General features: G+C 52.1%; 25 protein-coding genes. 1 reads left to right on the top strand and 24 read right to left on the bottom strand.

The genetic code is table 11. The features are described 5' to 3' along the window. Positions 1 to 10: 10 nt before the first annotated feature. The 17 genes from traI to DR88_RS31355 form a co-directional block, all read right to left on the bottom strand. On the bottom strand, positions 11 to 5281 hold the full coding sequence (gene traI / locus DR88_RS00785; protein WP_004150637.1) for a conjugative transfer relaxase/helicase TraI: 5271 nt from the start codon (positions 5279 to 5281) through the stop codon (positions 11 to 13). Next, positions 5281 to 7515 carry a type IV conjugative transfer system coupling protein TraD gene (gene traD, locus DR88_RS00790; protein WP_032444066.1) on the bottom strand — a complete coding sequence of 745 codons (2235 nt, stop codon included), beginning with the start codon at positions 7513 to 7515 and terminating at the stop codon, positions 5281 to 5283. Before traD ends, traI begins: the two co-directional genes overlap by 1 nt. Before the next feature lie 281 nt (positions 7516 to 7796). After that, positions 7797 to 8276: a hypothetical protein gene (locus DR88_RS00795; protein ID WP_025861836.1), complete on the bottom strand. Its 480-nt coding sequence runs from the start codon at positions 8274 to 8276 to the stop codon at positions 7797 to 7799. 203 nt (positions 8277 to 8479) lie between these two features. Further along, on the bottom strand, positions 8480 to 9211 hold the full coding sequence (traT, locus tag DR88_RS00800) for a conjugal transfer complement resistance protein TraT (RefSeq protein ID WP_025861835.1): 732 nt from the start codon (positions 9209 to 9211) through the stop codon (positions 8480 to 8482). A gap of 48 nt (positions 9212 to 9259) precedes the next feature. Then, positions 9260 to 9739: a conjugative transfer entry exclusion protein TraS gene (gene traS, locus DR88_RS28865; protein ID WP_011666498.1), complete on the bottom strand. Its 480-nt coding sequence runs from the start codon at positions 9737 to 9739 to the stop codon at positions 9260 to 9262. A gap of 21 nt (positions 9740 to 9760) precedes the next feature. Next, positions 9761 to 12604 carry a conjugal transfer mating-pair stabilization protein TraG gene (gene traG, locus DR88_RS00805; RefSeq protein WP_004150645.1) on the bottom strand — a complete coding sequence of 948 codons (2844 nt, stop codon included), beginning with the start codon at positions 12602 to 12604 and terminating at the stop codon, positions 9761 to 9763. Continuing rightward, complete coding sequence (gene traH, locus DR88_RS00810) at positions 12601 to 13974, bottom strand: conjugal transfer pilus assembly protein TraH (RefSeq protein ID WP_001673176.1); 1374 nt, start codon at positions 13972 to 13974, stop codon at positions 12601 to 12603. Before traH ends, traG begins: the two co-directional genes overlap by 4 nt. After that, positions 13961 to 14353, bottom strand: coding sequence for an F-type conjugal transfer protein TrbF (gene trbF, locus DR88_RS00815; RefSeq protein ID WP_001763765.1), 393 nt, complete (start codon positions 14351 to 14353; stop codon positions 13961 to 13963). The genes traH and trbF overlap by 14 nt, the downstream gene beginning before the upstream one ends. After that, the gene (gene trbJ / locus DR88_RS28860; RefSeq protein ID WP_011666494.1) at positions 14334 to 14681 is read right to left on the bottom strand and encodes a P-type conjugative transfer protein TrbJ; all 348 of its coding nucleotides are present in this window, start codon (positions 14679 to 14681) and stop codon (positions 14334 to 14336) included. Before trbJ ends, trbF begins: the two co-directional genes overlap by 20 nt. Then, positions 14611 to 15156, bottom strand: coding sequence for a type-F conjugative transfer system pilin assembly thiol-disulfide isomerase TrbB (gene trbB, locus DR88_RS00820; protein WP_000059830.1), 546 nt, complete (start codon positions 15154 to 15156; stop codon positions 14611 to 14613). Before trbB ends, trbJ begins: the two co-directional genes overlap by 71 nt. Continuing rightward, on the bottom strand, positions 15143 to 15427 hold the full coding sequence (gene traQ, locus DR88_RS00825; RefSeq protein WP_000623730.1) for a type-F conjugative transfer system pilin chaperone TraQ: 285 nt from the start codon (positions 15425 to 15427) through the stop codon (positions 15143 to 15145). Before traQ ends, trbB begins: the two co-directional genes overlap by 14 nt. Positions 15428 to 15545: 118 nt before the next feature. Further along, on the bottom strand, positions 15546 to 15893 hold the full coding sequence (gene trbA / locus DR88_RS00830) for a conjugal transfer protein TrbA (RefSeq protein WP_025861831.1): 348 nt from the start codon (positions 15891 to 15893) through the stop codon (positions 15546 to 15548). A 15-nt stretch (positions 15894 to 15908) separates the two neighbouring features. Then, a complete protein-coding gene (gene traF, locus DR88_RS00835) occupies positions 15909 to 16652 on the bottom strand; it encodes a type-F conjugative transfer system pilin assembly protein TraF (RefSeq protein WP_025861829.1) in 744 nt (247 codons plus the stop codon). Continuing rightward, entirely contained in the window at positions 16645 to 16902 is a 258-nt protein-coding gene (locus DR88_RS00840; RefSeq protein ID WP_025861828.1) for a conjugal transfer protein TrbE, read from the bottom strand. Before DR88_RS00840 ends, traF begins: the two co-directional genes overlap by 8 nt. A gap of 26 nt (positions 16903 to 16928) precedes the next feature. Further along, positions 16929 to 18881, bottom strand: a complete 1953-nt coding sequence (traN, locus tag DR88_RS00845; RefSeq protein WP_032444065.1) for a type-F conjugative transfer system mating-pair stabilization protein TraN — start codon at positions 18879 to 18881, stop codon at positions 16929 to 16931. Between the two features lie 47 nt (positions 18882 to 18928). Then, entirely contained in the window at positions 18929 to 19576 is a 648-nt protein-coding gene (gene trbC, locus DR88_RS00850; protein ID WP_025861826.1) for a type-F conjugative transfer system pilin assembly protein TrbC, read from the bottom strand. 143 nt (positions 19577 to 19719) lie between these two features. Then, positions 19720 to 20214 (bottom strand): hypothetical protein, encoded by a 495-nt coding sequence (locus DR88_RS31355; protein WP_004150653.1) that lies wholly within the window; start codon positions 20212 to 20214, stop codon positions 19720 to 19722. 56 nt (positions 20215 to 20270) lie between these two features. Between DR88_RS31355 and DR88_RS28855 the strand changes: the two genes are divergently transcribed. Beyond that, positions 20271 to 20945: a hypothetical protein gene (locus DR88_RS28855; RefSeq protein WP_071531401.1), complete on the top strand. Its 675-nt coding sequence runs from the start codon at positions 20271 to 20273 to the stop codon at positions 20943 to 20945. An 11-nt stretch (positions 20946 to 20956) separates the two neighbouring features. Here the strand turns inward: DR88_RS28855 and DR88_RS30100 are convergent, their stop codons facing one another. The 7 genes from DR88_RS30100 to traR all read right to left on the bottom strand — a co-directional run bounded on the left by DR88_RS30100 (position 20957) and on the right by traR (position 26735). Further along, positions 20957 to 21508: a hypothetical protein gene (locus DR88_RS30100; RefSeq protein WP_025861824.1), complete on the bottom strand. Its 552-nt coding sequence runs from the start codon at positions 21506 to 21508 to the stop codon at positions 20957 to 20959. 17 nt (positions 21509 to 21525) lie between these two features. Continuing rightward, on the bottom strand, positions 21526 to 21705 hold the full coding sequence (locus DR88_RS00860) for a hypothetical protein (protein ID WP_004150658.1): 180 nt from the start codon (positions 21703 to 21705) through the stop codon (positions 21526 to 21528). Between the two features lie 20 nt (positions 21706 to 21725). Beyond that, entirely contained in the window at positions 21726 to 22718 is a 993-nt protein-coding gene (gene traU, locus DR88_RS00865) for a conjugal transfer pilus assembly protein TraU (RefSeq protein ID WP_004150659.1), read from the bottom strand. Further along, positions 22715 to 23347 (bottom strand): type-F conjugative transfer system protein TraW, encoded by a 633-nt coding sequence (gene traW / locus DR88_RS00870; protein ID WP_001203728.1) that lies wholly within the window; start codon positions 23345 to 23347, stop codon positions 22715 to 22717. Before traW ends, traU begins: the two co-directional genes overlap by 4 nt. Beyond that, positions 23344 to 23730 carry a type-F conjugative transfer system protein TrbI gene (gene trbI / locus DR88_RS00875; RefSeq protein WP_025861823.1) on the bottom strand — a complete coding sequence of 129 codons (387 nt, stop codon included), beginning with the start codon at positions 23728 to 23730 and terminating at the stop codon, positions 23344 to 23346. Before trbI ends, traW begins: the two co-directional genes overlap by 4 nt. Further along, positions 23727 to 26354, bottom strand: a complete 2628-nt coding sequence (traC, locus tag DR88_RS00880; RefSeq protein ID WP_004150661.1) for a type IV secretion system protein TraC — start codon at positions 26352 to 26354, stop codon at positions 23727 to 23729. Before traC ends, trbI begins: the two co-directional genes overlap by 4 nt. Before the next feature lie 159 nt (positions 26355 to 26513). Next, positions 26514 to 26735 (bottom strand): conjugal transfer protein TraR, encoded by a 222-nt coding sequence (gene traR / locus DR88_RS28850; protein ID WP_025861821.1) that lies wholly within the window; start codon positions 26733 to 26735, stop codon positions 26514 to 26516. Positions 26736 to 26783: the final 48 nt, after the last annotated feature.

Here is a 26783-nt window from a genome sequence, read left to right as displayed (position 1 = left end):
TCTTCCTGTATCAGTCTCCGCCCAGGGTTTTCTCTTTCTGCAGGTCACGGACCATATCCCGCTCCATCTGCTGCAGACGCTCCTGCAGCAGATTTTCCCGGGCAACCTCCCGGACCGCTTCCCGCTCCCGTTGTGATTCACGCAGCACACTCTCCGGCAGCGCGGCTTCCCGTTCAGTTATGGCAGCCCGGTCACGCTCCTGCCCAGCAATCTCCCTGACAGCCTGCTCTGTTCTGCCATCCGGCAGGTCAGGTTTGTTCTCTGCCATTTTACGGACAATTTCATCTGCGCGACGTTCCGTTTCACGGCGGATGGCCTCTTCAGCCTGCCGCTGTGCCAGCACTTCAGCTGTAACCGGTTCACCATTTCCGGCCCCCGGCTGGACGCTGCTGTCCGGGATATCCCCCCACACGCGGCCACCGGTGATGGCACCGGGATTCCACGGACGGCCTTCACCGGCGATTCTCACCACCACACCGCTGTCAGGATTATCACGGGCAATCCGGACACCCTCCTGCATATTATCAGCCAGCAGGCTTTCTCCGTTACGGCTGCCCTGCAGGGCCACGAACTGCGCATCCCCGCTGCCTTTTACCCGACCTTCACCGCTGAATCCCCGCAGCCCGTTTCCGTCATCCGTAGTCAGTGGGTTCAGCCAGATACCGGCGGACCTGCCGTTACGGTCAAACGCCGGCAGTGCCACATACGGCTGCGGATATTTACGTCCCGGTGCAATAAACCGTGCAGGGCTGTCTCCCCCGGCCAGCCCCGCCTGACGGAGAACGGCACGGCCTGCCGCCACGTCCCGCAGTTCCCGTGCCGTACTGAACAGCCGCTGCGCATTCATGACCTCCCGGTCCGGTTTCGGCTCAAACACATCGTGGGCAGTTCCTTTCTGTACGGCATTGTTAATGACATCCGTCCAGCCCTGACGGTTATCGGTGTACACCTGCACATGCTGCTTCATACGCGACAGGGCCACGTAGGCTGACTCAAAGCCGGCCATCTGTTTCCGGTTACCTTCCGTGCCTTCAAGCGCGATGGCAAAGGTTTCACTCGCCCCCTGCGCACCGTGGGCAGTGATGGCATAGGCCAGGTCAATATGTTGCACTGCCCGCTCCTGACCGGGGCGAATCACCCGGGTCTGCTGACCGTCAGAAAGTGTGACACTGTCACCGGAAACCGCTGTCACCGTCCAGACGCTGTTGGCCACATAACCGCGCTCCCGGTCACTCTTCGTGAAGCGCATCCGGTCACCGGTTCCCACCCGGATTTTGTCTGGTGTGTACAGTGTGACACCTTCAGCCACCGCCTCCCGGGGTGAAATCAGCCGCGTGTTACCTTCCGCATCCTCCAGGGTTATCAGCCCGTCATCCCTGCTGATACCGGCAATCCGGTGATACACATTATCCACCAGGGCAAGGGCATTCGGGTTATTCTCCCAGGTGGAGAGACGACGCAGCTCCCCGTCACGTATATTCGCTGTGTTCAGGACAGGCACCATGACCTGCTCTTTCCCCAGCTCACCGGCCTTTTCCCGTGCATCATGAATCATGCTGTTCAGTACGCGCCGGTCCTCATTCAGGTGCGTGACAATCAGCGTCTGCTCCCGTGCTTCCGGTGTCCTGCCGGTATAGTCGCGGACAATGGCTTCATACAGTGTCATGGGGACATCCGGGAAAGCCTCGCCTTTCAGCATCGCCTTCTGCTGCGCTTCTGCCAGTTTCGCTTCCTGGCTGTGACTGAACTCCGTCACGGAGTGCTCCGGTGCCCATGCACCCTCCAGACGTGGCACCTGAGACGGTTTCACACTCTCAAGCCCGGACAGTGCCCTTTCCACATCCCGGTTAATCAGGCTGTATACCGCCTCCCGCAGTTCCGGCGTCTGACGCACAATCTCTTTCATGATGACCACATCGGCAGCACTGCGCGTCTGCTGGAGCCGGAAAGGCTGACCGGGCGCGATGGCCTGCAGCTGGTCCGTGTCACCGCTGGCCACGGCACGACCGCCACCGGCCGCAATCAGGGCGTATGCACGTGCCATGTCGGTATTGCCCACCATTGAGCTCTCATCGAGCAGGAACAGCGTGTTGCTGAAATCCGGCGTTTCTCCGCTGCGCTGCTGCAGCTGCGTGTCATGCAGAAAGGACGCCAGCGTCTGTGCATCCACGCCGGCGCTGCGCATCTCACCGACCGCACGGTGCGTGGGCCCCAGCCCCACAACTCGGGGACGCTCACTCGCCGGCAGCATGTTCACGGCTGACATCACCGCCCGGAACTGTGTGGTCTTACCCACACCGGCATAACCCTGTACCACCGTGAAACGGTCGGACGTTTCCAGTATCATACGGGTGGCGGCACGCTGTCCCGACGTTAACGTCTCCATGAGTTCGCCGGGTACTCTCTCCATCAGCGGCGTGACCGCCTCCTTACCTTCGAGAATATGGCGAAGAATACTTTTTTCTGCCTCATACGACGCACGGGAAACCAGCAGGCCTGTGCCATAGCCTTTTGCCACATCCACATACAGTAAGTCACCGCGTTTTATCTGCGCATTGATTTCCCCTCCCAGTTCAGTAAAACCGGTTCCTTCTGCAGCAAACGACTTCGCCTCTGTCAGCAGGTCCACCATGCTGAAGGCCAGGTTTTTACTTTCCAGCACAGGAAGGGCCAGATGAATGGCCTGCTGTGCCGGCGTGTGCAGCCCGGCTTTCTGCAGACTGATAGCGGTTTCCAGCGATGTCTCACCGGCCCGCGCCTTTATCTGCTCAGAAACCACCGTAAAGGAGGGATGGCGGGCAAGTTTTTCCGCAGTACGGGTTTCATCCAGTGAGGAATACAGCCGGACATCACGACCGCTGCGGGCCAGACCGTTCAGGGTGGCGTTGTCCATCGCCATCTGTGTGACGGAGGCAAAAACCTTCGCACTGTCGCTGACGGAATGCCCGGGCGTTTCCACCCAGCCATTCTCCAGCTTCAGTGCCGTGAACGGTGAGTCAGCCACAGGCAGGGTGGCCGGTTCAGCCCGCCCCGGCACAACAACCGTCATCGCATCTTCACTGACGGATGTCACCTGCAGGCGGTCACCGCCGGAGACGCGGAGTCCGGGAATTTTCCCTGTCACCCTCAGTCGCTCGCCGTCTGCCACCGGCATTTTTTCCGGCCGGAACAGCGACCAGCTGCTGTCCAGGGAGGAAATACGCACCACCTGCGTTTCGCCCTGCGCATCCCGCAGGGTCAGGCTGTGACTCTGCGCTGTCACCCGGTCTATCACATAGCGGTCATGACTGCGTGTCTCCGGGTTCCACTGCTCCATCACCATCCCCGGACGGTACATATCCCGCAGATAACGGCTCCGGCTGTCCAGCCAGACCGGTGACAGTGCAGTCATGGTCACCTCAGGGTGTCCGAGCACGCCCTGCGTTTTCAGCTCACTGCGAATGGCCTGTGTCAGTATGGGCTGTTCCCGTACCCCGCTGACCTGTGCCACGCTCTCTTCTCCGGCTTTCACGCTGGCCGCAAAATCTCCGGCCAGCCGGTCATAGCGGACATTCCGGTCCGGTTCACTGATGATGGTTGCCGGTCGCTGTTCTCCGCCCTGCCAGCGATACGTGTTCACCCCGGCATCCTTCATGGCCATCAGCGCACTGCCTGTACCGGTTCGCTGCCCGCTGTCGGTTATCAGGACCTGTACGTTATGACGTGCGGCACCGTCCAGCAGGGTTAACGTCTCTTTCAGGGAGAGTTTTTCGCCCTGGTCAACTATAACAGTACTGCCCGGCGTGAAGACCATGCCCTCCTGCAGCTGACGACGTCCGGTTATCAGCTCACCGGACAGCCGTTCATCCTGCTTCAGGTTCATCTGCGAGCGACGGTCAGCGGCGATAATCTGCACCTCCCGCCCCTGCTCCCGGGCCATCATTGCCAGTTCAGCCACCCGCTCACGCTGCCCGGCTGCACCGCCCTGCCCGGACACAATGGCCAGCGACGGACGGTCCTGTGCCAGAACACTGACGGCATCGCTGTAGCCGGCCGTCCGGGGGACACTTTTCTCCGGATGTACGGTCACCCGGTTCTGTTTCATGATGTCACGACTGAGTGCCCGGACTGACAGCTCATCGAGCACATGAATCCCGGACGTGAACAGCCCCTTCTCACGATCGAGGGGGATAAGCTGCTCACGGCTGATGGCCTCATCGATACCGGCACGTGCCCGTTCAATCACACCATTTTCCGGCGGCAGTATGCCGACCGTCCTGGCCAGCACGTCCGTATACGTGAACTGCACTTTTCGTTCACTTAATCCGGCAATGGCCTGTGTCACCGCCTGCTGCACATCCGGCCCGTCCTGTGAAGCAGGCCCGGGCGCCTGCGTGCGGATCTCCGCACGCTGATCCGCCGCGTCACGATATGCCCGGATGTCGAACCCGGTTTCCTTCAGCGTCTGCATCCATTCAGCCATTCTGATTTCCGGATCGACGTGCTGTTTGGATTTTCGCGTATCCAGTGCCGCCACATCCCGGGATTTCAGTGAGGCTCCTTCCCCGACGGCCTCCCTGATAGCCTGTGAACGACTGGAAAAGGCCTCCACCGGTACGCCCGGCATCTCCCACATACCGTGCTTACCGACCACTTCGGTTTCATAACCCAGCGCCTCAACGCGCTGACGTAACTCACTCTGATATATTTTCCCGAACGCAATCCGGTTCGCGAGCACGTTCTCGGAAAATCCGGTTTTCCCCACTTTGTCACTGCTCAGTGTCTTCCACTCGCCGTTATGCTGCGTGACATTAGCCACCACCACATGCGTGTGTAACTGTGGGTCCTGATCGCGACTGGTGTCATGGTTAAACAGTGCCATCACCAGATTACCGGTCAGCACCGTTTCTGACTGTCCGTCCGTCATCACCCGTGTGGAAGCCAGCGCCTCCACCTGACGGACAGCAAAATCCACGGCCTGGTTATGTGCATCAATAAGACGTTTATCCCCCCCGAGCATGGCCATCATGGAGACACTTTTGGGGGCGGAGAAGGTCAGGTCGTAGCCGGGACGATGCTTATTACTGCCATCCTGCATGCGGCTTAAATCCGCCCCGTCCGGCAGCCTGCCCTCCAGAAGACGGGTAAAAACATCCTTATCGACGCTGCCCTGCAGCCCAAGCTGTTCAGCCCCCTGACCGGCCCAGCGTTCTCCCATGCTGCCCAGCACATAGTAATTATCCTTGTCGGTGTAATAGTTTCCGGCACTGCCTGCCGATTTAACAACGCTGAAACTCAACATCAGAAATCATCTCCCGGCTCAACATCCTCCCCGCGCTCCCGGTGCACATTAATGTTCACCTCTTCACGACGCTGCATATGCTGCTGGATGTCCGGATGATTTTCCTGTTGCCATGCCTCATAAGCGGCCATATCCACCACTTCACCGGATTCACTGATCCCGGGTGGCAGTTGCTGTTCCATCTCTTCTTCCGGTTTCATTTTCAGCTCCTGCTCGATCCCCCCTGCCGGAACACTCACACCTGCATCTGACTTCTTATCATTGATGACAGAAGACACTGGCTGTTGTGGCTGTTGTGGCTGTTGTGGCTGTTGTGGCTGTTGTGGCTGTTGTGGCTGTTGTGGCTGTTGTGGCTGTTGTGGCTGTTGTGGCTGTTGTGGCTGTTCAGCCTGAGTCACGCCTTCTCCGGAGGCAACCTCCGGTTCGAAGAGGCTGGCCATCTGGCGACCTTCTGCTTCCCTTGCGGCAAGTACGGCACTCAGACGGTTCTCCATTTCCGGGTTGATGTCACGCGGAATAAACTCCGGGGCAACCTTCGGACGTGCCTGATATTTCAGAGAGAGTTTGACTGCCGGATACGGTCCGGGCAGAGTGACATAGCAGGTCAGATCCGGCAGAGACTGAATGTCGGAATAACTGACCAGCGTCTGACGCTCCATATCCTTACCGGTCGATACCCCGTCACGTACCGGGTCAGCACCGTAGGAATACTGCTCGCTGGCTTTCAGGTGCTCTTTCTCACCAATCTCACCGGCAGCGAACTCTGCAATCTTATGGCTCGGGGAACGGAAAAAAGCACGGGTGTTCATGACGTCAAACAGCGTGGCCGCTGCTTTCTCACCGTAGATATCTTCCAGCTGGGCATAGGACTGGATACCAAACACATAACAGCCACCGAACTTACGGGCTTCCGGCAGGATCTCCACCAGGTCCGGCAGTTTGTGTAACGTGGGTAACTCATCACAGAAAAACCACACACGACGGTTACGGTTTTCTCCCATTGCCAGCAGCCCACGAATGGCAATGGACAGCCACATGGAAACCACCGGCTTCAGGGAGGCATGAGTGTCGGCATTTGACGAGATAAACAGCCAGCCGTTTTTCTTATCTTCACGGACACCACGCATCCAGTCACGAATGGTGAAGGACTCACCGTTATGCTCAATCCCCTGCAGGTACCGGATGGCTTTCACGTAATTGGTCAGCACAGCACGGATGGAAATCGCCGTTTTCTCAATTTTCTCTTCCACCAGGTTGGCCGCCGGTGAATTACGCAGGTAGGTACGCAGTTTTTCAATTTTGATGGAAAGCAGTGTATCCACCAGTTTGCTGTAGCTGCGGTTAGGGTCATTACGCATCAGGTACGCCGCTTCCGCAAAAATGGTACGTCCTGATCCCTGCCAGAACGGGTCCTCTTTCGTTCCCATCGGGATCAGCGTGTTCGCGACATTATCAAAATCCGGCTGTGTCAGGCACTCCTTCCACAAATCCCAGGCGGCACAGCGGGCATCCAGCGGATTCAGGATCTTATCGATGGAGGGATCATAGTAACTTTTAACAAACTCACACGAACGGTCATAAATCACCACCATGTCGCCACGTTTACGGGCATAGTTGGCAAGACGTCGAATAACCTCTGACTTACCCGTCGACACTGTTCCGTGCAGACAGAAGTTCTGGATTTCGGAATCCCGGATAATCGGCAGATCGCCAATCCGGATATCGGAGTCCTTGCCGTCTTTTTTCAGCATCCGGGCAACGTCTTTCGGATTGTCTGTCAGCTGACGACCACCTGTGACTTCATTTTCGCTCTGTTGTTTACCCTGACGCCCCAGAATCCAGGAGACAACAAAGAAGGTGATCAGGCAAATAACCAGGGCCACGACAGACGCCAGAACGAATGCGGACCATAGCTGCTCTCCGCACCAGATCATATATTTATCATGCAGTACCTGGGCAGCGTTCATCCGGAAGGTTTTGCCGTAATACTGAATCTCATATACTGGCTGGGACTTGATTAAATCCCGCATGCCTTCCAGCGTGGTACACCACCAGTAAATACAGCCGTTCACAAACGTCTGCCAGCTTATTTTTACCCATAAAATCAGACCAACGAGTATCCAGAAAAAAATAAACAGGCAGTAAAGCATGATATTGGCGATCTGGCTGAACATGCGGATACGCATGGACGCAATCTGACCGCCCTGGGTCATATCCTTTGCGTTAAAACTCATGATGATATTCCGAAGAAAGAAAGTCAGTCGGACTGATTATTAATGATGAAAAGATTAATAACCGTTAAATTCCGGCTTCGCCGGCAACACTTCACGGTCGCACAAAGAATTTGCACAACCGCTCAGTGTTTTCATATTTATTTCGAAAACGCCGGGGAGAAATAAAATTTATTTTATTTCTTTCCGGGGTTGGACAACGAGCAAAGCGAGGCGTCAGTCAGGAGGCCAGCAGGACTGGCCCGGATAATTTTCTTGATGTCATCAAAGTTAATAAATAAAGATCAGCTATTTACCGTCATAAGCATCCATATTTGATCAACACCTGATGAATCTTGATCAACAGCAACTGGCTCAATTGAAAGTGACCATATTTCTTTACCATTGACAATACAGGAAAAATCATCAAAGAAATAACCTTTATTTACATACTCATCCAGTTTTTCTGTTTGAAATCTATACGCAATCTTTTGTTTTTCAAAGCTCTGATAAGAATCCCTGAATGCTTCATATGCTCCGAAATGAGCATACAATCCCATATCACGAAAGGCTTTAGCAACTTTATAGCCGGATTCAATAAAAGTATCAGAGGTGAATTTCTTAATTCGTCCCTGCCCTCCACTTATAGCACATAAATTTTCCACATTCACTGATGGTGCCGCTACTTGTTTATCAACAAACAGAGCCGGAGTATATAGGAAATACGTATCAGAACCGCCAGTACGGGTAATATAGTTATAATTCTCATTATGAATGTTATACATTACCTGGTCGGACAAAAATTCTCTTATATGTTTATTCTTATATTCATATAAACTTCCTTCAGATACTTGTGTACTTATGCATCCCTGAATGAGGAAACAAATTGATAACATTATGCATTTTCTGATTAACACGACTGCCCCCTTTATTCCATAATAGGGATTTTATATGAGACTGGTACAGCTTTATCCAGTCTCATCCTAAATTACAATATATTAGCAATTGATTTGGCCAGCTGGTCTTCGAGAACAGGCTTCGCCTCTTCAAATTTCAGGTTAACCTTGTTCGCATTTGAGACCACACGGGTCTGATATTTATGCTGGTTACCTGTTTCAGTACTGGTCTGAATTTTCGCACCTGATGTGCCCTGACGAAGAGCGGCAACATTATCCGTTGTCACCGTTGACTTAGTACGCTCTGCAATCTGCACGTCCGTGATCATGGTATAGTTCACATCTTCCACCATCGCATCTGCAGCCATACCCACCAGACCAGCAGCAAGGCCCACACCGAGTGTGGCACCGGCAGAATTGGAGTTATATCCGGTGATACCAGCACCTAACGCGGCACCAACTGCTGCGCCTTCATAACCACGGTTCAGCCATCCCTGAGACTCCCGCAGATCCATCTTATCGGCCTTCAGCACATTCGCCTGAATCCAGTAGTAGGCTTTATCCGGAGAAGTCACCACCTGATACCCTTTTGCTTTCACAGCATCAGCAATTTTGCCCTGCAGCCCACTCATGTCTTTATCAGACGTGTTTTTGATTTGCAGAAATACCGTGCGTTCGCTGGCGGGTTCAAGCCAGATGGTCTCACTCATCTGAGTCTTCACCTCAAGATTATGCTTCTTGATTGCCGTGCTCATCGCACCACACCCTGAGAGGGCCAGAGTGGAACTGACCAGTGCAACCATCATCAATTTTTTCATTTTCATCAATGTTCCTTCATATTGAATAAAACGTCATAATATACAAATTAAGATTCACTCACCATATCGTTTTGAACTATAACCATATGAATTACCACCGATATCCACACCAATACCTGACATAGGTAACCCTGTTGCAGGATTAGTACGATGAAAATCCATATTATCAAAATCCAGATGCAAATCTTCATTAGTTTGTTCATTTACCTGAGATTGCATCCATTCTCTTACACTTACACAACCACTAACTCGCCTTAATTCGTATAGTGTACCAATGATAAAAACCATCAGGCTTAATAATGGAGAGAGTAAGGAAGATACTGGCATCGTTATATACCAAACGCCTTTACTAAACTTAAACTCATCCGACACATTCCGTTTTTTTCGTATTTGAGAGAACAACCATATAAACAGTCCCTGCCATAGTACTATGAAGAACAGCATAAAAATTGTTTCGGCATTCCCCCAACCAGCCAGATAACAGGCGATAAACTGTATCACCGTTACCAAAGCAATATGGGTTAAACATCTCATTATCATCTCCCAAATACAGCATTATTGCTTATACTTATCCTGATATTCCTTTGCCCTTTTCATAAGTTCCTGTGGACTGTCAGCCCCGGGCATTCTTTCCTGAGCCGACTTTTCTTCATTATATTTATTATTCTGAGATAATGCCTCTGTTTTATGGTGATTCTGCAGTTCAGAATACTGTCCTCTTACAATATTTTCCTCGCCACGTATGCTGTTCTGAGTATCACCTATATTCCCTTTATATTCTGTGACCATGTTATCAACCTGATGTTTTACATCATTCCGGATATTACTGTCCTGCGTTCTTTGATCAATAATGGCCTGATGCCCCTGATGGTCAGCAATAATATCCTGGCTGCCACCACCCGAAGGTACGCTCTCCATTCCTTTACCAATATCGCCACGGGATTCACGCCAGGCATTATCAACACCAGGCTGCACCTGTTCCTGCACAAAAGACCACGCCATCGCCCGGCGGCGTTCTGCAATCTCCGGTGAACTGGTGTTTGTCAGAATAGCTTCTGCATCCTGCGGCGCGTGTTTCATCACATACTGTGCAAACTGTTGCGACAGATCTTCACTCATCTGCCCACTCATGCTTTCAGTACGGGATGCCATTTCAGCATATTCATGGCTGCGGGTCATATTCGTCGTGTACTGGTCGTAACTCTGTTTCGCTGAGTTCAGGGCTGCAGACAACTGGTCCACGCGGGAATCGGCATTATTGTCAGTATGGCTGCCGGATTCACTGACTTTGCGACTGGTAAAGTAATCGCTGGCCTCTTTAAAGTCCTTACTGGCTTTAGCATCGATATCATGGCGAGCATCATGGGTAGCCCTGCTGCCACTACTTGCTGAATGTGAGTCATCATCCGTTGCATCCAGGCTCCCCTTAAATCCACCTCTGATGCCTACCCCACCACCAACACCAAGAATTTTAGGTTTAACCCCCCATTCAGCATGAGCATCAGCATACATTCCACCAGATAGCCTGGTACTTGTTGATGCCAGTTCCTGAGTCGCCTGCTCATTACTGATATTATGCGCCTTCGCATAGCTTTCCACTGCACTGCGCATACGGCTGGCCATCATGGAGTCCTGTGCGCTCATCGTGCTGTCAGCACCACCTGTGACAGAATCACTGCTCCCCCGGTTAGAACCAAACTGACTGAGCGAGTTCCAGGCACTGGCAATACTGCTGCTGAAACCATGCAGGGCACTTTCTGCTCTGTTCGACGCCTCCCGGGCCATTTCCTGTTGTGCCGCCGCAATCTGACGCGTTGCATTGATACCGACCGGTAAACGGGACATCGCTCCGCTCGCATCCATCACCATATTACCGTCACGGGTCTGTGTGGCAGTTGCGCCACTGCCGGTCTGGTACATCATCTGACCAAACGACGTGGTGCTGTTGGTGCTCCAGCTGAAGCCGTTCACGTTTTCCGTCTGCATGTTGCCGTAGGAGTAATTACCGTCAACCACACTGCCTGCGGCACTGGCGGTCGGGCTGATAGCAGAGGAAGCGAAATGGCTGTACACACTGGAAAATCCGGCCCCGAGTCCCCTGACCATCATCCAGGATAATGGCGGGATCATCATGGAAAGATACCCGGCAGTGGAAGCCAGATCGGAATATTTCAGCTGTATCTGTGAAATTTCCGAGAGCACCACCGGTGCACCATTCTGCTTCGCATAAAATGTCATGGCGCTGTTCAGAATGGCGTACAACATTGGCCATGACTGCAACCACATCAGGGCAAACACATAGCCTTTCAGGACAGACAGCGTCAGTTTGTTGAAGACAGCCGCCAGTACCAGAAGCGGGAAAATACCGATGGCGATCCCCGTCAGGATGGTCTGCGTCATGGGCAGTGTCCGCATCGCCACATGGCCGATGGAGACATGTGCCAGACGTTGCTTCTCCATCGATGACGTGGTGGCCAGATTCACCAGGCTGGCTGAATCACCATTACGTGCGGCATAACTGGTGATCCCCTCCTTCAGCGCATTGATGGTGACATTCTGGCGGATGATCTGGCTGGCTGATTTACTTGAGCCATAGAAGTAACTGTAACTGTCGCCAATCAGCGTACTGAACAACAGGTTCGGATCAGGGCGTCCACCAAATAGCTGCTGGGCATAATAATGCCAGGTTTTTCCGCCACTCTGTGTGTCCAGATTCAGTTTATCCTTCAGTCCGACGGATGCGTCCTTACAGGACACAAACGGCTCTGAGCTTTGCAGAAAACTGTAATTATTATTCGGCACCTGACGTAAAGGGCTGGGCTGAGAAAAGATTATGGTGTACGGGTCAGAGGAGGCCATCAGGTCTTCCAGCGTGTATTTGTGGTTCAGGTAAATATCCCCCATCACGCAGTTCTGCACATAATCCTGGAAAAGATTGGCGATTTCCGGATTGCGGGACAAAAAGTCGGTGCTTTTTGATACCAGTTCTGCGCCAAACAGCATCCCCGTTTTGCTGTAGGTGACACTGTCCGGTTGCGTGAAGATCATCTCGTAACTGGCCACCATTGCATGCCCGATACGGGTCGTCAGTGAAAGTGGCATCGCCAGTCCGACCGGTACATTATCCACCCGGTGAACTTTGACCAGGTCACTGTTATCAATAATCTGCACCGATGTACGGACATTAACCAGCAGGCTGATAAGCACAAACACGGCCACCCAGCCCAGCAAATCCATCACGTTGTGCCGCTGTACCCACATCACGGCCACCGCGAGAACAGACAATGTGAGCGCAATTTTTTCGATGGAATCCCACGTCCGGGTCCCCATAAAGGCGGCAATGGCGTTCAGGTTATTGCGTAACCACTCACCACCGGCAATCACATAGACTTCATTCACAGCGTGCTCCCTCCGAAGTGATAGTTGTTCTGGTAACGGCTGAGCATGCGGGCGGACAGCTGCTGGCGCATGTAGCTCATCTGACGGTCAACAACCAGCAATGCATCCTGCTGGACCTTTACCTGCCCCTGGAAAACCGCAATCTGTTGCTGTGCCTGATTCAGATTCTCCAGCACACTGTCCAGCACGGTCTGTGGATAGTTCCCGGTGGCAATCATGGCCCGGGCCTGCTGAAGCAGTTCCTGAATGTACTGGAGCATGATGTCGTAGCCGATATAGTCCGTCAGCTGGTAAACCACGCTGCTGGACACACCGAGCATCTGCGGGTCAATAAGATATTTAAAGACGGGGACGGTGGTGCTGGAAATGAAGCCTTTTTCCCTGTCATCCAGTGGAGTATCACTCACCGCTTTATTCTGAATACTGGTGAGCAGTTTTGTAATCTGTGATTTCAGGGCTTTATCCCGGGCGATGGTCACATTTGCATCCGCCACCACCTTCAGACACTTGTCCGAATCGTTGCAGTGATAAACTTTTGCCGTTCCCCCCTCCATAATCGCCCGGAGGATATCGCGGTCAGTGGTACGCGCCGGCAGGGGGGTAATCTCGCTGTCTTCCCCAAAAATCAGCGTACCGGTGAGCGTCATAATAAATTCTTTCAGTTCTTTGTTACCATCAAGCATCCTGTTTTTGGACAGCGAGTCCCAGATGATATTGATGTTCTTCAGCACCCGTTCCTTATCTTTGTCACTGGCCTTGTCACGAACAGACGATGACTGTCCTCCGACCGTGCAGCCCTGACGGGACGCGGCCCAGTCAGCAAAAATATTGCTCTCACCGGCAATGTCCTGACAGACCTTCTGCTGTGACACCTGAGTCTGAGGAAATAATCCTCCGACAATCCCCTGCGCCACCTGACAGGAGCTGAGGTTCATACTGTTAATGTCGCTTGCCATTTTCTGCAGAAAGTCTTTTGCGGTTTTGATTTCCGGCACCGTTGCCTGCAGGGCAAGGTCAAAAAAGTAACCGGCAGCATTGCTCATAATCTGCTTAACAAAACGCTGCAACTGATCGCCATTAATAAAACTGAACGAGCCGAGATAGGCGTCGATGCCGCCACATCCGGCATTGATATCCGGCAGCGTCATGGAAATCAGCTGGATATTTTTGACCTGGGTGCGGGCATACAGGGAGCCACCATAGGCATACCCGGCGGCCTGCCCCTGCCAGACGCCCGGTTGTGTGGTATTGGAAGCAAATCCCAGCTTATTAAAGAACTGATTCATGTCGCTGTTCACATCAGCTGACGCTGCGGGTGTAACCGTCAGTAAAGCGGCACAAAGAACCAGAAGAGGTTTAATGCGTGGCATCATTCTTGCCCTCCCTTAATTCGTTCTCCCGGCGCATACGGCGTTTCAGCAGGAATATCCGGACACCCCCAAATATTATTTCGCACAACGGCGACAGAGAAGCCGCAGCAAGAAAACCAGCTGCAAGCGCATATAACATAATCGGAATGACATACATCAGGGTGTTCCACATATAACGAAAATTATTTAATTCCGGGTCAGCTTTCCACGAATCAATACCGGCACTGAAAAAATCATGCATAACGTTCCTTACAATCAATCCGGCAGCAAAGAAAACCACAAAAAGCCAGAAGTATTTTTTTGCATTATCACAACCACGTTCAATCTCCCTTTCAATTTGTTTGATTCCCGGTTCTGTATCATTTATTTTTTCTTTCATCATAAGTTCCCTCTGATATTTCTGATGATTCATGCAGACAGGTCATGCGGCTGTAATATATTTCAGACACCGAAATCCATCCCACAATTGCTCCCACAAAAAACACAACAGAAACAGAAAAGGTAAGACACAGCGAAACGACAATTTCCACAGGGCTGGCGGGATAAAAAAGCCCCTGACGGATAAAGGGGATATTCAGGCTGACGATTATTCCCGTCGCGATGCCGGATATTCCGGCAATGAGTAACACCACCTGCTTATTTCGCACCTTTTTCCTCTCCGTACATCTGCAGAACGGTATCCATCCGCGCCATAAAACTGGCGGCATCCGTTGCCCCCTGCAAAAGCGGTAATGCCTCAAGTGTGTTGACGTTGACCAGGAAGGTGGTCGGTGTGGCCACCGGGATATTCGGGAAGAAAGTCTGCATCACGTCCGGTGGCACCGGTAATGCTTCCGGAAAGGCGGTATCCCCCTGACCATCCAGGGTGTAGGGAAAAACAGAAAAGCCGTACTGCTGTGCCAGCTGTTTCAGTACCGGGTCAAACTGGTGACAGTAAGGGCAATGCCCCTGCATAAACAGCACCACCTTCCAGTCGGCCAGGTTAACCTGCCTGCCGTTGCTGAGGCGGAACCAGCGGGGAGCCGGCTTTTCTGTTCTGGCTGATGTGTCTGCTGCCGGTTGTGCAGGCTGCACGGCCATACCCTGCGGATTCCAGAGTCGTTCAATTTCATCCCGGGTGGAGGCCTGCACACCTGTGGCCATCATCAACAAAATGACCGGCAGTAATTTAGTGAGAGACATGTCCGCCCTCCTGCTGCCCTTCCATCATGGCCTGTTGCCTGGCTTCCAGTGCCTCACGCTCTTCCAGGCTGACACGTGCAATCCATGCATCCAGCACCTGGTATGCGCCGAACAGCACAAGGATGGCCGCAATCAACTCCGCCAGAAAAAAAGCCATCCAGGGTTTGCTGTAAACAAGACGGGCGACGATATGAAACCAGACACCCAGGGAAAATACCCACATTCCCGTAATATCAAGCCGGGGTAAAGAGAATCTGCATTTACTTATCATGTTAAACTCCGGTTATTATTTACATGAGAGTATTCATGTCTGTAATATTCGCGTTTGTGTGATATTAATCAGATCAACCTCATTATTTTGTATGGTTTTTATTACCGTTTTATATGACTTAGCCTGTCATAAGCCCCCTTATAAAAAACCACATCACTCCGGACCATGCTGATGACAACATAATACAGATAAATATTCTTCTGAACCTGTCGAAGCTCGTAACGTTCGGTAATGAGCCAATAACCATTGGAACAACCATTGCTGCGCCCTGATTCATAATTGCACCACACAGAAACCAGAGACTGGCGGTAAGCACATATAAACACGCGATATTAATAACAAGGAAAACCAGTGAGCTCAGGAGAAACATCTTCCTGTCATTACGCTCAGAAAAGAAATAACCAACAATAATGACAAGCATTAACAGAACAACACCTGTAAACATTTTCAAATAATCTTCACTCATAAATCAAATCCGCGATTAAAAATTTGGTTTAAAATCTTCAGAAACGTTCAGGAATTGTTTTGCCAGGTCGTCCTGCGAAATAAAGCCGTATGATAACGGGCGAACACTGCCCTGTTTCGGGTCAACCAGCATCATGGCCGGGAAATATTTCACGCCGAGGCGCTGCGCCTGCCCCTGGTCAGTCCGGGAATCCGGCAACAGCGGATTAATCACGCCATCCACGGAAACGGGAATAACACTCAGACCATACGTATCCCGGAAGCCATTAATGACCTGCGCCAGCTGCCCGTCGATGGGGTCCTGCCCCCGGTAAAAAAACATGATGCCGTAGTGTTCAGCCAGTTTCGCAATGGCCTGTCGCTGCTGCGCCTGGTCTGCCGCCAGCTGGTTCCGTACCGTGCCGTTGTAATGGCTGTACTGCAGGTTATAGTCCAGTTCGGGATGTGCCAGCATGGCCTTTTTAGCACTCATGGTGAAAAGCCCGGCCTGCTGAGTCCAGTAATTCTGCAGCCGGAAATATTTCACAAAATTATCCACGCGGGGATACAGAATGGCTTCGTACAGCGCCCGCTTTGTTGCCGTCTGCAGCGCGGCCAGTTTCTGCATAATATCCGGCTCCTGACGGGGGGCTGCAGGTACAGGTTTATTTTCTTTTTCCTTCGGAGTTATTTTCTCGTTATACCACTGCCAGCCTGCATCTTTCCCTGACGCCGGAAAAATAAAGCAGCAGAGTAACAGTGGCAGTAATGCTTTATTCATCTTCATTCCTTTCATCATTTTTTCTTTCATCGGTTTTCTGCAGGTCAGTCAGGGCAGAAAAACAAAAATACAGAATAAACAGGAGCACACCGGAGTAAAGGATAACGAAAGCAGCGGCAAGCATCCCGTCTGCCGTGGTTTCTTTTACCGTATCCCACGACCAGATAATTACCGGGGAAATGACAAACGCTGTAATCAAAAGCCGGATAAGAAAATCAACAAGACGATTAGAAGTGAATATGACTTTCATCATTTCCCCCGGTTATTTTCCATTTCTTACTGTCCTGCCTGTTTCAGCTGGTCAGCAATCTGCTCTTTCACTTTCTGCGTCAGAACGCCACTGTCCGGGATTTTCTGGTTATTCATCAGGTCTTCGTAGAAGTTAGTGAAATCCAGTCTGTCGAACTGAATTTTCTGCAGCTCATCAACCGTAATCCCCCGACAGTCAGGATGCTTCGCACTGCCAAACCCGATACGCAACTGCCCGTTACGCCCCTGCTGCTGAACTATCTGCGCCAGCTTCGAATCAAACTGGCAGTAACTGCGCTTTTTCTGCAGACAGACACCCAGCACTTTCCGGGAGCAGAACTCGCCCACACTCACCGTCAGTTTGTTGTCCTTTGCCTTTCCCAGCGCCTTTTCTTCACTGTTGCACTTCGCCAGCCCCACATCCTGGCCCCAGCCGCCGTCCTTACAGCAGTTACTGAAGCCGGCAGCAAACTTCTTACAGAACTTCGCTTTTCCGGTGAAGGCCCGGACATCCACCCCATTCAGTGCCGCGACGTCCTTCCCCGCGGCAGCCAGTGCCGCCAGCTCAGACACCGCCTGCCCAAAGTCGTTGCTCTTCCCGGACGTGGCTTTGTCACATTCACCATCAAGGCAGAAGACATCACCGCCGCAGATCATTTGCTTGCCACTCGTCCTGGTTTCGCAGGAATACGTTGCATATTCATGCAGGCACGTGCCTTCCTCGCTGGAGAAGGCGCACTGGCGGGATGACAGAGTACAGGCCGTATTTTTCATCAGGCTTTCACAGGAGCCGTTGTCCGCCGGTTGCGTGAGCCAGGTATCCTTATATTTCCAGCATGCTTCCGTGAACGAGTAATCCCTGCCTCCGAGGGTGATGGTTCGCGTTCCTCCCGGGCTGATACATTCCTCGCCCGTTTTTTTTCCTTCATCCTTACTGAACGGACAGCTTTCAACCCAGACGACTTCAGGTGCGTAGACGGTTTCGGTTTCTTCCATCACCAGGGTGACCGTGACCTGTACGGGTTTCTGGCTGGCCGATGATACGGTCCGTGATGTTTTGCTTACTGAAAAGTTCTGGCCTGCTTTAACCGCTTTGTCCACACCAAACGACTGATGAATCTTCCCCTTCCCGTCATAGGTATATTTCCTACAATGCGTGTTCTGACCGCCTGAACATATCGATTCTGAACGTGGCCAGCTGATCACATCAATGGGGAACGTTCGTTCAAAGAGGGTCAGGCTTTCACTGACTGCACTCTTGCAGCTATCCCGCACCTTCCCTTCGGAATCGCATTCTTCAATCCAGGGGATCACCAGAGGCTCACCATCCACCGAGGCATTCAGCAGACGACCATTGGTCGGGATCGTCAGGTTGCCACTCCATTGCCGGGTACTCCGGGCATAATTCAGCGTCACCACCTGCTGATAGGTTCGGTTAACTTTCTGCGTGGTGGCGTTATCCTTCAGGGTCGCTTCCCGTGTACAAAAATTTTCCACCTGCAGATCACGTTCGCAGGTATGATTTGTGAATTCGCTGCGGTTAACAACCTGGGCGGTACAGGACTGTCCGGTATCGCCGACAATGCTGTCGGCGCGGGATTCTGTATCCTTTGCGGCCTGAATAAACGGCGCATCCTGAGATATCTGATCCGGTGGCCGGTTCGTGAACGACTCCGTAATCGTTTTGCCGGTATCCCCCTGGCTGAACTCCAGGGCTGAATCGCTTTTCAGAGAGCTGTCTCCGCTGGCAGTGACGCCGCCGTAGTATTTTGTCTGATCCGGGTTGTCGGTATACCCCGGCAGGTTCTGCTCACCACTGAAATTTTTCAGTGAGTTCAGACCATTGCCCTGCACCTGTTTCGCAAAATCCGAACCGGCTTTATAGGCACTTCCACTGTCAGCGCAGGCGGGGGATGCCAGCCAGATGAAGGCGCTAAGGACAAAAAAATGCGCGGTCAGCACGGAAATAACCGTTTTCATTTCCACCCTCACAATTTCCGGTAACGCTATGAAGTACGGTCTGTCTTTCATGGCTGGCTCCCGGCGGCATTCGAGGGCGCATCAAGTATTTGCCGGGCCACCTGCGCGCAGTCACCGGTTTGTGCCACTTTCTCCAGTGCCTGTTTGACGTGAATGTTACCGCGTACCACGTCATATCCGGCCTGACACCGTACCACCAGAGACGGCACACTCCGGATGCTGTACTGCGTATATAGTGTCGGGTCGATCTGAACACCATCAGTTGCGCCGTCTTTCACCAGGGACAACACGGCTTCAGCGGTGGTCTTCAGGTCATTGTTCACCATGCCCCGCAGTGTGGCCGGAATACCGTAGTGCCGGGTTTCGCCCAGCATCCGTTTCAGCCCCTCTTCGGGAATGGAGAAGGACACAAAGTACACGGCGCCCTGCTGTGGTTTATCCTTCTGAGCAGCCTGCTGTTTACGGACCAGTTCATCGAGAAACTGGTTATCGGAATGCTGAAGGGGATTCGCCCTGACTTGCTGCTCTGCCCATGCCTGCAACTGTGTGTCCGGCTTTTCACGTAACTGCTGACTCAGTTTTTCCTGCTGCTTCAGCCACTGCTGGTCCCCGGGAGTATTAATATTGTCAGCGGCTGACGCCGTAGTGCAGAGCAAACTCAGCCCCCAGGCCAGCCCGGTGATTCTTTTATTCATAATTGCCTCTATTACCGATTATAATGACTGATATTTATGTTATCCGGGATAATGACCTGTCCATGCAAAAAGGATGCATAGAGTAAAGACAACCAGACCGATGAAAGAAAATATCAGCACTTCATTTTCTAGAACCAGCGATGTTATAAAAAAGAAGGCGAAACCACTAAAGTAAACAGCCAGGGGGGGGAATAGCCTGAAAATATAACAACCTGAGCTATAAACAATGCAAAGAAAGCAGCAAGACAGAGATATAACGCTGTATTTCTCCAGGCTGAACACGATGTAAGCCTGATAATATCCCCCTCTGTTTCATACCGGGTAATCAGCTTTAAAAAATCCCGGATATCCTTTAGTGCATCGATCATCAGCTGAATATCTGCTGCACTTTTTGTGTGTCGTCCTTCCTCTCTGACCACACTGAATTTATCATCCCGCAACAGACTGATAAAAAAATCCACCTGTCCCGGTGTAGGGTAATGGTTGTGGTTCAACATCCACTGTATGTCCGAGAGGTGGCGTTGTATGATTCTTTTTTTACTCAGTCGGATAAAAGGTTCTTCCGAGAGGCGAAGAAAAATGCCGTTTAACCTATCACGAACATAAGTGAACTCGTTTACAGGATCACAATCATACATGTATCATTTCCTTATCAGACCGCTCATTGGCAGTAACATATTGGGGAGAGTGCAGAATGACTGGGTTGCTTATCTTTTTAGTTTTGTTAACTGCAGCCCTTCGCTTTCGCTTCAAAGATAACCATTCTCTTTTCATAAAATTGAGAAGACCATTTCCTGCCGAACTTACGTTATTAATACTGTCTTTAGCGTTGTGCTTTACAGCACAGAAAACCCTCTGTTTATTCACAGAGAATGTTTATCTTTTTTATTCTATGACATTTGTGTCAGTTGTAGCCGTCTGGTTTGTTTCTTATTTTTTATCGTCATCAATATTAAAAACCCCGATTACCGATATGGTGCTGACTCCCTGTCTGTCGAACCTTCGGGTAGATATCAACCGTGGATATACGGAAGCTATGTCTCAACCAGGATCTTATGAAGACATCGCCGAGAAAACCGCAGCAGATATCAGCTACCTTTTGAGTCACTTTCCCTGTAAGGCCATCACATTCGAGTCACACCTCTTAAGGCCGGGACTACGCAAAGTCTTATGTAACAACCTGAGAGAAAGAGGAATATCATTCACCGTAAAAGAAAGATTAACTCATCTTCCTGAAGCAATGGTTCTCAATCTGAGATACGGTGGTAAAACACGCTATCGCCTTTTCACCTACTGCAAACACCCCAACGGATTCAAAGTGCATCGCAATGGCGGCGCATTTAAAATTTATAACGATAAAACCCTTTGATAATTTCATCATCACTCAATCACATATAAATGTATGGCATATAAAGGTATATAGCTGTACAGCGACCAGAAAAGCCCCACAGGATCTTTGATCCATAAGTTAATCACGACGCCAACACCAAGAAACAACGCCATACTGACAGAACAGACCAGAATCGTCCCCCCGACATATAGCGCCAGCCAAAATACCAGGAATGCAGGGATAATCAGCAGAATGGACACTATAGTCGATGCACGCGAGGCCTCCCATCCCCGGTAAATCCAGCATGCTTTGAGCACACCGCTGACCTGCCCGAGCAAAACATTCAGCCGCCCAAGCTCATGTGCCGTCGCTGATGACTGCCCATGAATCCCGGCCTCTCGCATTCTTGCAAGCCACAATATGGCATTCAGACGGTTGACCCCCTCCGGTCGGGGAATGATGCCATAACGCAGCCTGGCAGAGATTTTATCACATGCCTGAGAGGCGTCGGATATACCCGGTATCGATGCCAGAGGTGGAGACTTCAGGGTCATACCGACTGTATGTATCGACGTTTTCACAAACGCATAGTTCTTCAACATGTTGCCTCCAGTCGTACTTATTCAGCGTATCGGCTGATTTTATCGCTGAGGGTTGCGCCAATGTATTGCCAGTCTCTGTATTGCTCTGCCGTTAGTACCTTTTTATCTGTGCTGAAAGTGACCCGGGATGTAGTGGGAGATACATCCTGATGCAGGAGGGGTTGCTGGCAACATTGATTCTGTTCTTTTTCCATCATTTATCCTTTTCCTGTCTGACTTACAAAAATACGCAGTTACGTTTACGCCACATCAGGTAGCCGAAGTTTTTCTTTGTGTTGGGCGGATTTTTTCCCGTCTCCCAGCGCATCACACTGCGCCCGAACGGATGGCACTGTCCGCTGTCCGGATACATATTCACCATCTGATAACGCCAGCGTTCTTTAGGCAGGATTGGGGACGGATATTCATTACAGACGGCGTTATTTTTCCCGATGGTTTCCATAATCATGCCCTGACGGTGTAGTTTGAACGCCATGCGTTCACTGACCAGCAGGGAGGACTGCAACGGACTGGACTCATTACTCACCCAGCCATTGAACGGGTACATACTTCCCTGCGAACCGGCACACCAGAACAGAACATCGAGAGGCATATTAAAGGCGCTGGCAATGGCATCTGCTGCACAGGCCCCCTGTGCTATCGGATTGGCAAAGATGACAGCTTCCGGATTGAGAATGGTGGTGAGGCTGCTGTCCACCCAGGTCGGGTCAATCTCGGACAGATAGGCTATATCCATGTCTCCGCCTTCCAGACAGCCTGCGGAGGTGATGATGTTCAGCCAGTAGGTCAGCGGGTACTTGTACCAGTGAACGTGATAAAAAGCGCCGTTCACCTGCTTATCGTCCTTTTTCGCCGTTCCCTGTGCCGTTTTACCAAAAGCCGGCAGGCTGAAGCCCAGGTTCACCATGCATCCCGGTGACCGGGTGACGTCCGTCAGCGCCATCGGCTCCCAGTAACCAATGGCCAGCCCGATACGCCTGAACAGCGGCGGCGGTGCCGGACAAATCTGAATGGGCATCGACGGGTTCGCCGTGTCGGGGACCTTACCCTGACTGACTTTGATACTGCCCAGCGAGAGCGGGAAAATACAGCTCCAGCAGATATCCGTGATCGGGTTTACAAAACGCCCCTCACAGGCAGAATCCGCAGATGCCGCAGGGACATGACCGGCGAGAAGGAATAACATCAGCAGCCACAGGCTTCGCTTCATTTTCTGCCCTCCTCTGCCGGAATAAATTCCACCTTCAGGAAGCGATCGCCGGGAACGGCGCTCACCCGTGCCGGGACCTGATCAATGCCGAGGCGCTGGCAGAGCACACCGTTCTGGTCAAAGTAAACACGGCTGTCCAGAGACTTCTGCATCTCCGGGATACTGCCCTGCACGAGGATAATTTTGCTCTCCAGTGTGGGCGGCGTCTGGCGTTTCATCCAGGCCACCTGCGCCGGATCATCGCCATTGATGAAATACAGCGTCTGGTTAAAAGGCACATACTGCAGCGGATTCATCACTTCACCCTGACGGGCAAACACCCGCCCTTCGTTATCCCGGATATCCGCAGCCAGTCTGACGGACGGGTCAAACAACCGGCTGCTGTATTTCTCCGTGCGTCCGATACCGGGCACGGCAGGGGGCCGCAGACTGTTACGGATCACCCGCTCCTTAAAGGCATCCATTTTCCGGCCCATCTCACCGGACTGCTCCAGCGCCGTCAGGCGCTGCATGATCACCGTCAGCATGTCCGGCTCCTTTACCGGCCACAGATCGCCCCAGGTGCCAAGATCGGCGGCGGCCACACTCTGCCCCCATATCAGCAGGGCAATCAGCCCCCGGCATCTCATGGTTCCGCTCTCATTCGCCAGGCAATATCCTGCTGGATTTCCCGGGTGATATCCGGAGCCCCCTGTACCACGGCAGGCGACACCAGAATGACCGCGTGGTGTTTCTGCTGCCACGCCTGCAGGCTGGCTTCCAGTGCCGTGTTAAAACGCGCTGAAAGGGCTTTTGACTGTGCTTCTGACAGTTGTTTCTGACTGGCGCTGTCAAAAAATGCATCCACAGTCTGTTTCATGTTGAAGGCGGCAGTCACCGGTGCGTTCAGTCTGACAATGCCGTAACTGACGGCTGCGTTCAGTAACACCATTGCCAGGCATCCCGGCACCGTCCACCACCAGTGGCTGCGTCGGGGGGCTGTAACATCAGTCGTTTTTTGCGTTGTGGTCATGCAACACTCCTGTATTTCTCATGTTCTTCCAGCCAGGCTTCCAGCGAAGCCATCTCCGGCCCTGACTTCTTCCACGCCAGCTGCCACACCGCCTCATGAATACTCAGCCCCTCTTTACGTTTCTGCTGCACAAACTCAAAATCCGGGCCGTCAGAGCTGTACATGGCGCGGCTTAACGGGTCCACAAACAGGCGGTGCCAGGAGGAATGGTTTTCCACCTGCAGCAGGAAGGAACTGAACCACTGGTCTTTGGCCGCACCAAACTTACCAATCATGTCGCGCTGCAGTGGCTGGAACTGGTCCGGATACAGCTGGTTGTATTTTGCGAACTCCTTCGCACTCTGTTTGAGGATAATTTTGTAGGAGGAGTTACCCCATGCCGCACGGGCCGCACTGGAGGCCTTGTCAGAGTCAAAGTCGACGATGTTCTGTGTGATGGTGATATAGGCACCGGTATGACGGCGGGCGGTACGGTAACCTTTCTCAATAAACTCACCGACCTTGCGATTTTTGAAGTCCAGCAGACGCCAGCCTTCATCAATAACGTTCAGTTTCTTGAGGTTACGCGGCGTGCGGTACATCCTGTTCTCGATGTAGATAATCAGGGAGAATATCACCGCAACCAGCAGTGACGGACGGTCTTCCAGTCCGCCCAGTTCCAGCACCACCATTTTTGCGTCATCCCGCAGGGACGGCTCATCAGAGTTAAAATACTGGCCGTAAGTGCCGTTGGCAGTGTACTGGTCAAGCAGCACAATCATTTCGTCCAGACGGCTGCGGATGGTCGGTGACCCGGCATACTGCTCGCTGTCACTGGCGTTTTTCAGGAAATCCACCACGTCATCAATACGTGCTCTGTTCTCTTTGGCCAGCCAGGAGGCTCTGACCGCCTGCAACAGCAGACCTTCATGCACTTCATCCAGGTTACCGTTGGGGCTGGCCATCACTGACAACTGGTCACGGACACGCTCCGCTGACTGGTCAATATCGGTGATGTTCGCAAACGGGTTAAAACGCAGGGTTTCACCGTCCAGATACACCCCGCCCATGTTCTCACACAGGGACTTGTAGCCATCCCCCATGTCGAACACCACGGCAAAGCCTCCGGAGTCCAGCACGCTGCGGATAAGTGGCTGTATCAGCCCGGTTTTACCGGCCCCGGAGGTGCCACAGACCGCCATGTTGTAGTTGGTGTTATTCATCCCCCGGAAGAAAATATCGATAAACGCCAGCTGGTTACGGTAGGTGGGTGCCAGCAGACCTGCCGGTGTCAGGGGGTTATCCGCCACTAACGGCATCAGGTTGGCAACATTAAAGCTCTCTGCGCGCTGAACCACTCCGGCCTCTTTCAGCTGTTTAAACAACCCTTTCCCGGCCATAAAGGGCAGACAGGTCAGGAAATTGCGCATGTGGTTAAAGCGCGGTGAAATCAGCTCAAAACCGTTTTTACGGAAGCTGTTCAGGATGTCCTGCTCCACTTCCAGCGCCGTTTTATTGTTGTCCTTGCAGAATGCTGTGATGTTGAGGAAGTAGGACACGACAGAAGACTGACCGGAGCCCAGCCGCTGACGCAGTTCCCCCCACTCCTTCGCCTCTTTCTCCACGGACGGAAACCATTTGGCATAGGAGGTCTTCGACTTTTTCTCCAGGTCCATGTACTTCAGGTTGGCTTCGCTGTGGGTTTTCACCTGGTCTTCCACCACCAGGGTCAGCGTCAGAATGAACGGACAGGAGATGGACAGTTCCGGATTAAGCAGGTTGCTGTAGTTGTCGGCCATGTTCCACAGGAAGGCGATTTCCGGGTTACGGGCCAGATGGAAATTCAGGATGCGGGCCGTGCTGTTCCTGCCGTTCTCACGCAGGCCCAGCGTCAGGTAATCAGCCCGGACTTTCAGGTCAAAACTGTCCTCCACACACTGATAATTCAGATCAGAATACGGGTCCAGCTGACGTCTTTTCGGGTACAGGGAGTCCGGGTTATGATTAATCATCTCCCCGACAATATCGATAAAGGCCTGTGCATCCACCGTCTGTGTGGCGATACTGGCCCCCTGTAACGACGCCCGGATGATTTTCACCAGGTTTTCCATTTCCAGAATGTCGGCCCGGCTTTTTTTCTTTGAGGGAGAACAGTACGAGAAGAATACCCGGTAATGCCGCAGGGTCAGGGGCAGATTCATCCCCTCCGGCAGCGGAAACTGTGTCGCTGCCGCGTTCATATAATAGGCCCGGGTAATGGCGTTAAACCGTTCAGCCTGTTCACCTGACCAGGAGAACTCACGCAGCCCGTATTCAATTCTGTCACCAACCAGCAGGCTGGACATCAGATGGATGCAGAACGGCACCCCGCGCGGCAGTTTGGTGCGCAGCATGTGGTCGAGCGCCTCCACAATGGACTCATTCGCCCCATTGATGGGAATGGCTTCCAGCATAAAGCCCATCGTGGTGTCATTCATAAACAGACCGGATTCCTGGTTGTAATCACGGTACGGCAGCAGACGGCTGAACTGCGGGAAGCTCATTTCGCCCAGAACTTCATTGGCCTTTGCGGATTCGTCAGGCAGTTTCAGTGCTGTGACGAGGGAGTTAACCGCCTGAGTGACGGCCTCAAGTGGGTTATTCACATGAATTCCTTAGTTGAAAAATAAAGCGAGAAATGCGGTAGCCATGAAGGGAATACCTGTAATTAACGCGCCATTTCCCGGCGCATATACAAAGATTTCGGTTTTCTGAATATCCACTCATGTTCATCCGGAATTAAATCAATATGTTCTGCGACTGACTTATGCATAATGTTTTCTCTGCTTTTCCTGATACGCCTGACATTCAACGCACAACGTCACACCGGGAAATATTTTCCGCCGAGCTTCCGGAATAGGATTTCCGCATGCTTCACAGAGATAAACAGGAATACCATGAACATTTATTTTCTGGGGCATCCGGTTTATTCCTGTCATGGTCAGTTGTTCTGTCACTGAATATGCTTCATCGGCTTCATCACTCACGGAATATTCCTCCCGACATGTTCTGACACGCTACCGCCCATCCCTTTT

Origin of the sequence: Klebsiella pneumoniae, assembly GCF_000742135.1 — a bacterium.
Lineage (GTDB): Bacteria > Pseudomonadota > Gammaproteobacteria > Enterobacterales > Enterobacteriaceae > Klebsiella > Klebsiella pneumoniae.
Note: the sequence above shows the minus strand (reverse complement) of the source record. Positions and strands in the feature narration are given on the sequence as shown.

Coding starts and splice junctions, on each gene's coding strand:
- trbA (WP_025861831.1), bottom strand. CDS start 15,893: ATGAGTGAAGATTATTTGAAAATGTTTACAGGTGTTGTTCTGTTAATG.
- DR88_RS00860 (WP_004150658.1), bottom strand. CDS start 21,705: ATGATGGAAAAAGAACAGAATCAATGTTGCCAGCAACCCCTCCTGCAT.
- DR88_RS30100 (WP_025861824.1), bottom strand. CDS start 21,508: ATGTTGAAGAACTATGCGTTTGTGAAAACGTCGATACATACAGTCGGT.
- DR88_RS00795 (WP_025861836.1), bottom strand. CDS start 8,276: ATGTATAACATTCATAATGAGAATTATAACTATATTACCCGTACTGGC.
- traI (WP_004150637.1), bottom strand. CDS start 5,281: ATGTTGAGTTTCAGCGTTGTTAAATCGGCAGGCAGTGCCGGAAACTAT.
- trbF (WP_001763765.1), bottom strand. CDS start 14,353: ATGAAAGAAAAAATAAATGATACAGAACCGGGAATCAAACAAATTGAA.
- traU (WP_004150659.1), bottom strand. CDS start 22,718: ATGAAGCGAAGCCTGTGGCTGCTGATGTTATTCCTTCTCGCCGGTCAT.
- DR88_RS00840 (WP_025861828.1), bottom strand. CDS start 16,902: ATGAAAGTCATATTCACTTCTAATCGTCTTGTTGATTTTCTTATCCGG.
- traT (WP_025861835.1), bottom strand. CDS start 9,211: ATGAAAATGAAAAAATTGATGATGGTTGCACTGGTCAGTTCCACTCTG.
- DR88_RS28855 (WP_071531401.1), top strand. CDS start 20,271: ATGACTGGGTTGCTTATCTTTTTAGTTTTGTTAACTGCAGCCCTTCGC.
- traS (WP_011666498.1), bottom strand. CDS start 9,739: ATGAGATGTTTAACCCATATTGCTTTGGTAACGGTGATACAGTTTATC.
- traD (WP_032444066.1), bottom strand. CDS start 7,515: ATGAGTTTTAACGCAAAGGATATGACCCAGGGCGGTCAGATTGCGTCC.
- traW (WP_001203728.1), bottom strand. CDS start 23,347: ATGAGATGCCGGGGGCTGATTGCCCTGCTGATATGGGGGCAGAGTGTG.
- traH (WP_001673176.1), bottom strand. CDS start 13,974: ATGCCACGCATTAAACCTCTTCTGGTTCTTTGTGCCGCTTTACTGACG.
- DR88_RS31355 (WP_004150653.1), bottom strand. CDS start 20,214: ATGTATGATTGTGATCCTGTAAACGAGTTCACTTATGTTCGTGATAGG.
- traF (WP_025861829.1), bottom strand. CDS start 16,652: ATGAATAAAGCATTACTGCCACTGTTACTCTGCTGCTTTATTTTTCCG.
- trbJ (WP_011666494.1), bottom strand. CDS start 14,681: ATGCCGCCAGTTTTATGGCGCGGATGGATACCGTTCTGCAGATGTACG.
- trbC (WP_025861826.1), bottom strand. CDS start 19,576: ATGAATAAAAGAATCACCGGGCTGGCCTGGGGGCTGAGTTTGCTCTGC.
- trbI (WP_025861823.1), bottom strand. CDS start 23,730: ATGACCACAACGCAAAAAACGACTGATGTTACAGCCCCCCGACGCAGC.
- trbB (WP_000059830.1), bottom strand. CDS start 15,156: ATGTCTCTCACTAAATTACTGCCGGTCATTTTGTTGATGATGGCCACA.
- traN (WP_032444065.1), bottom strand. CDS start 18,881: ATGAAAACGGTTATTTCCGTGCTGACCGCGCATTTTTTTGTCCTTAGC.
- traQ (WP_000623730.1), bottom strand. CDS start 15,427: ATGATAAGTAAATGCAGATTCTCTTTACCCCGGCTTGATATTACGGGA.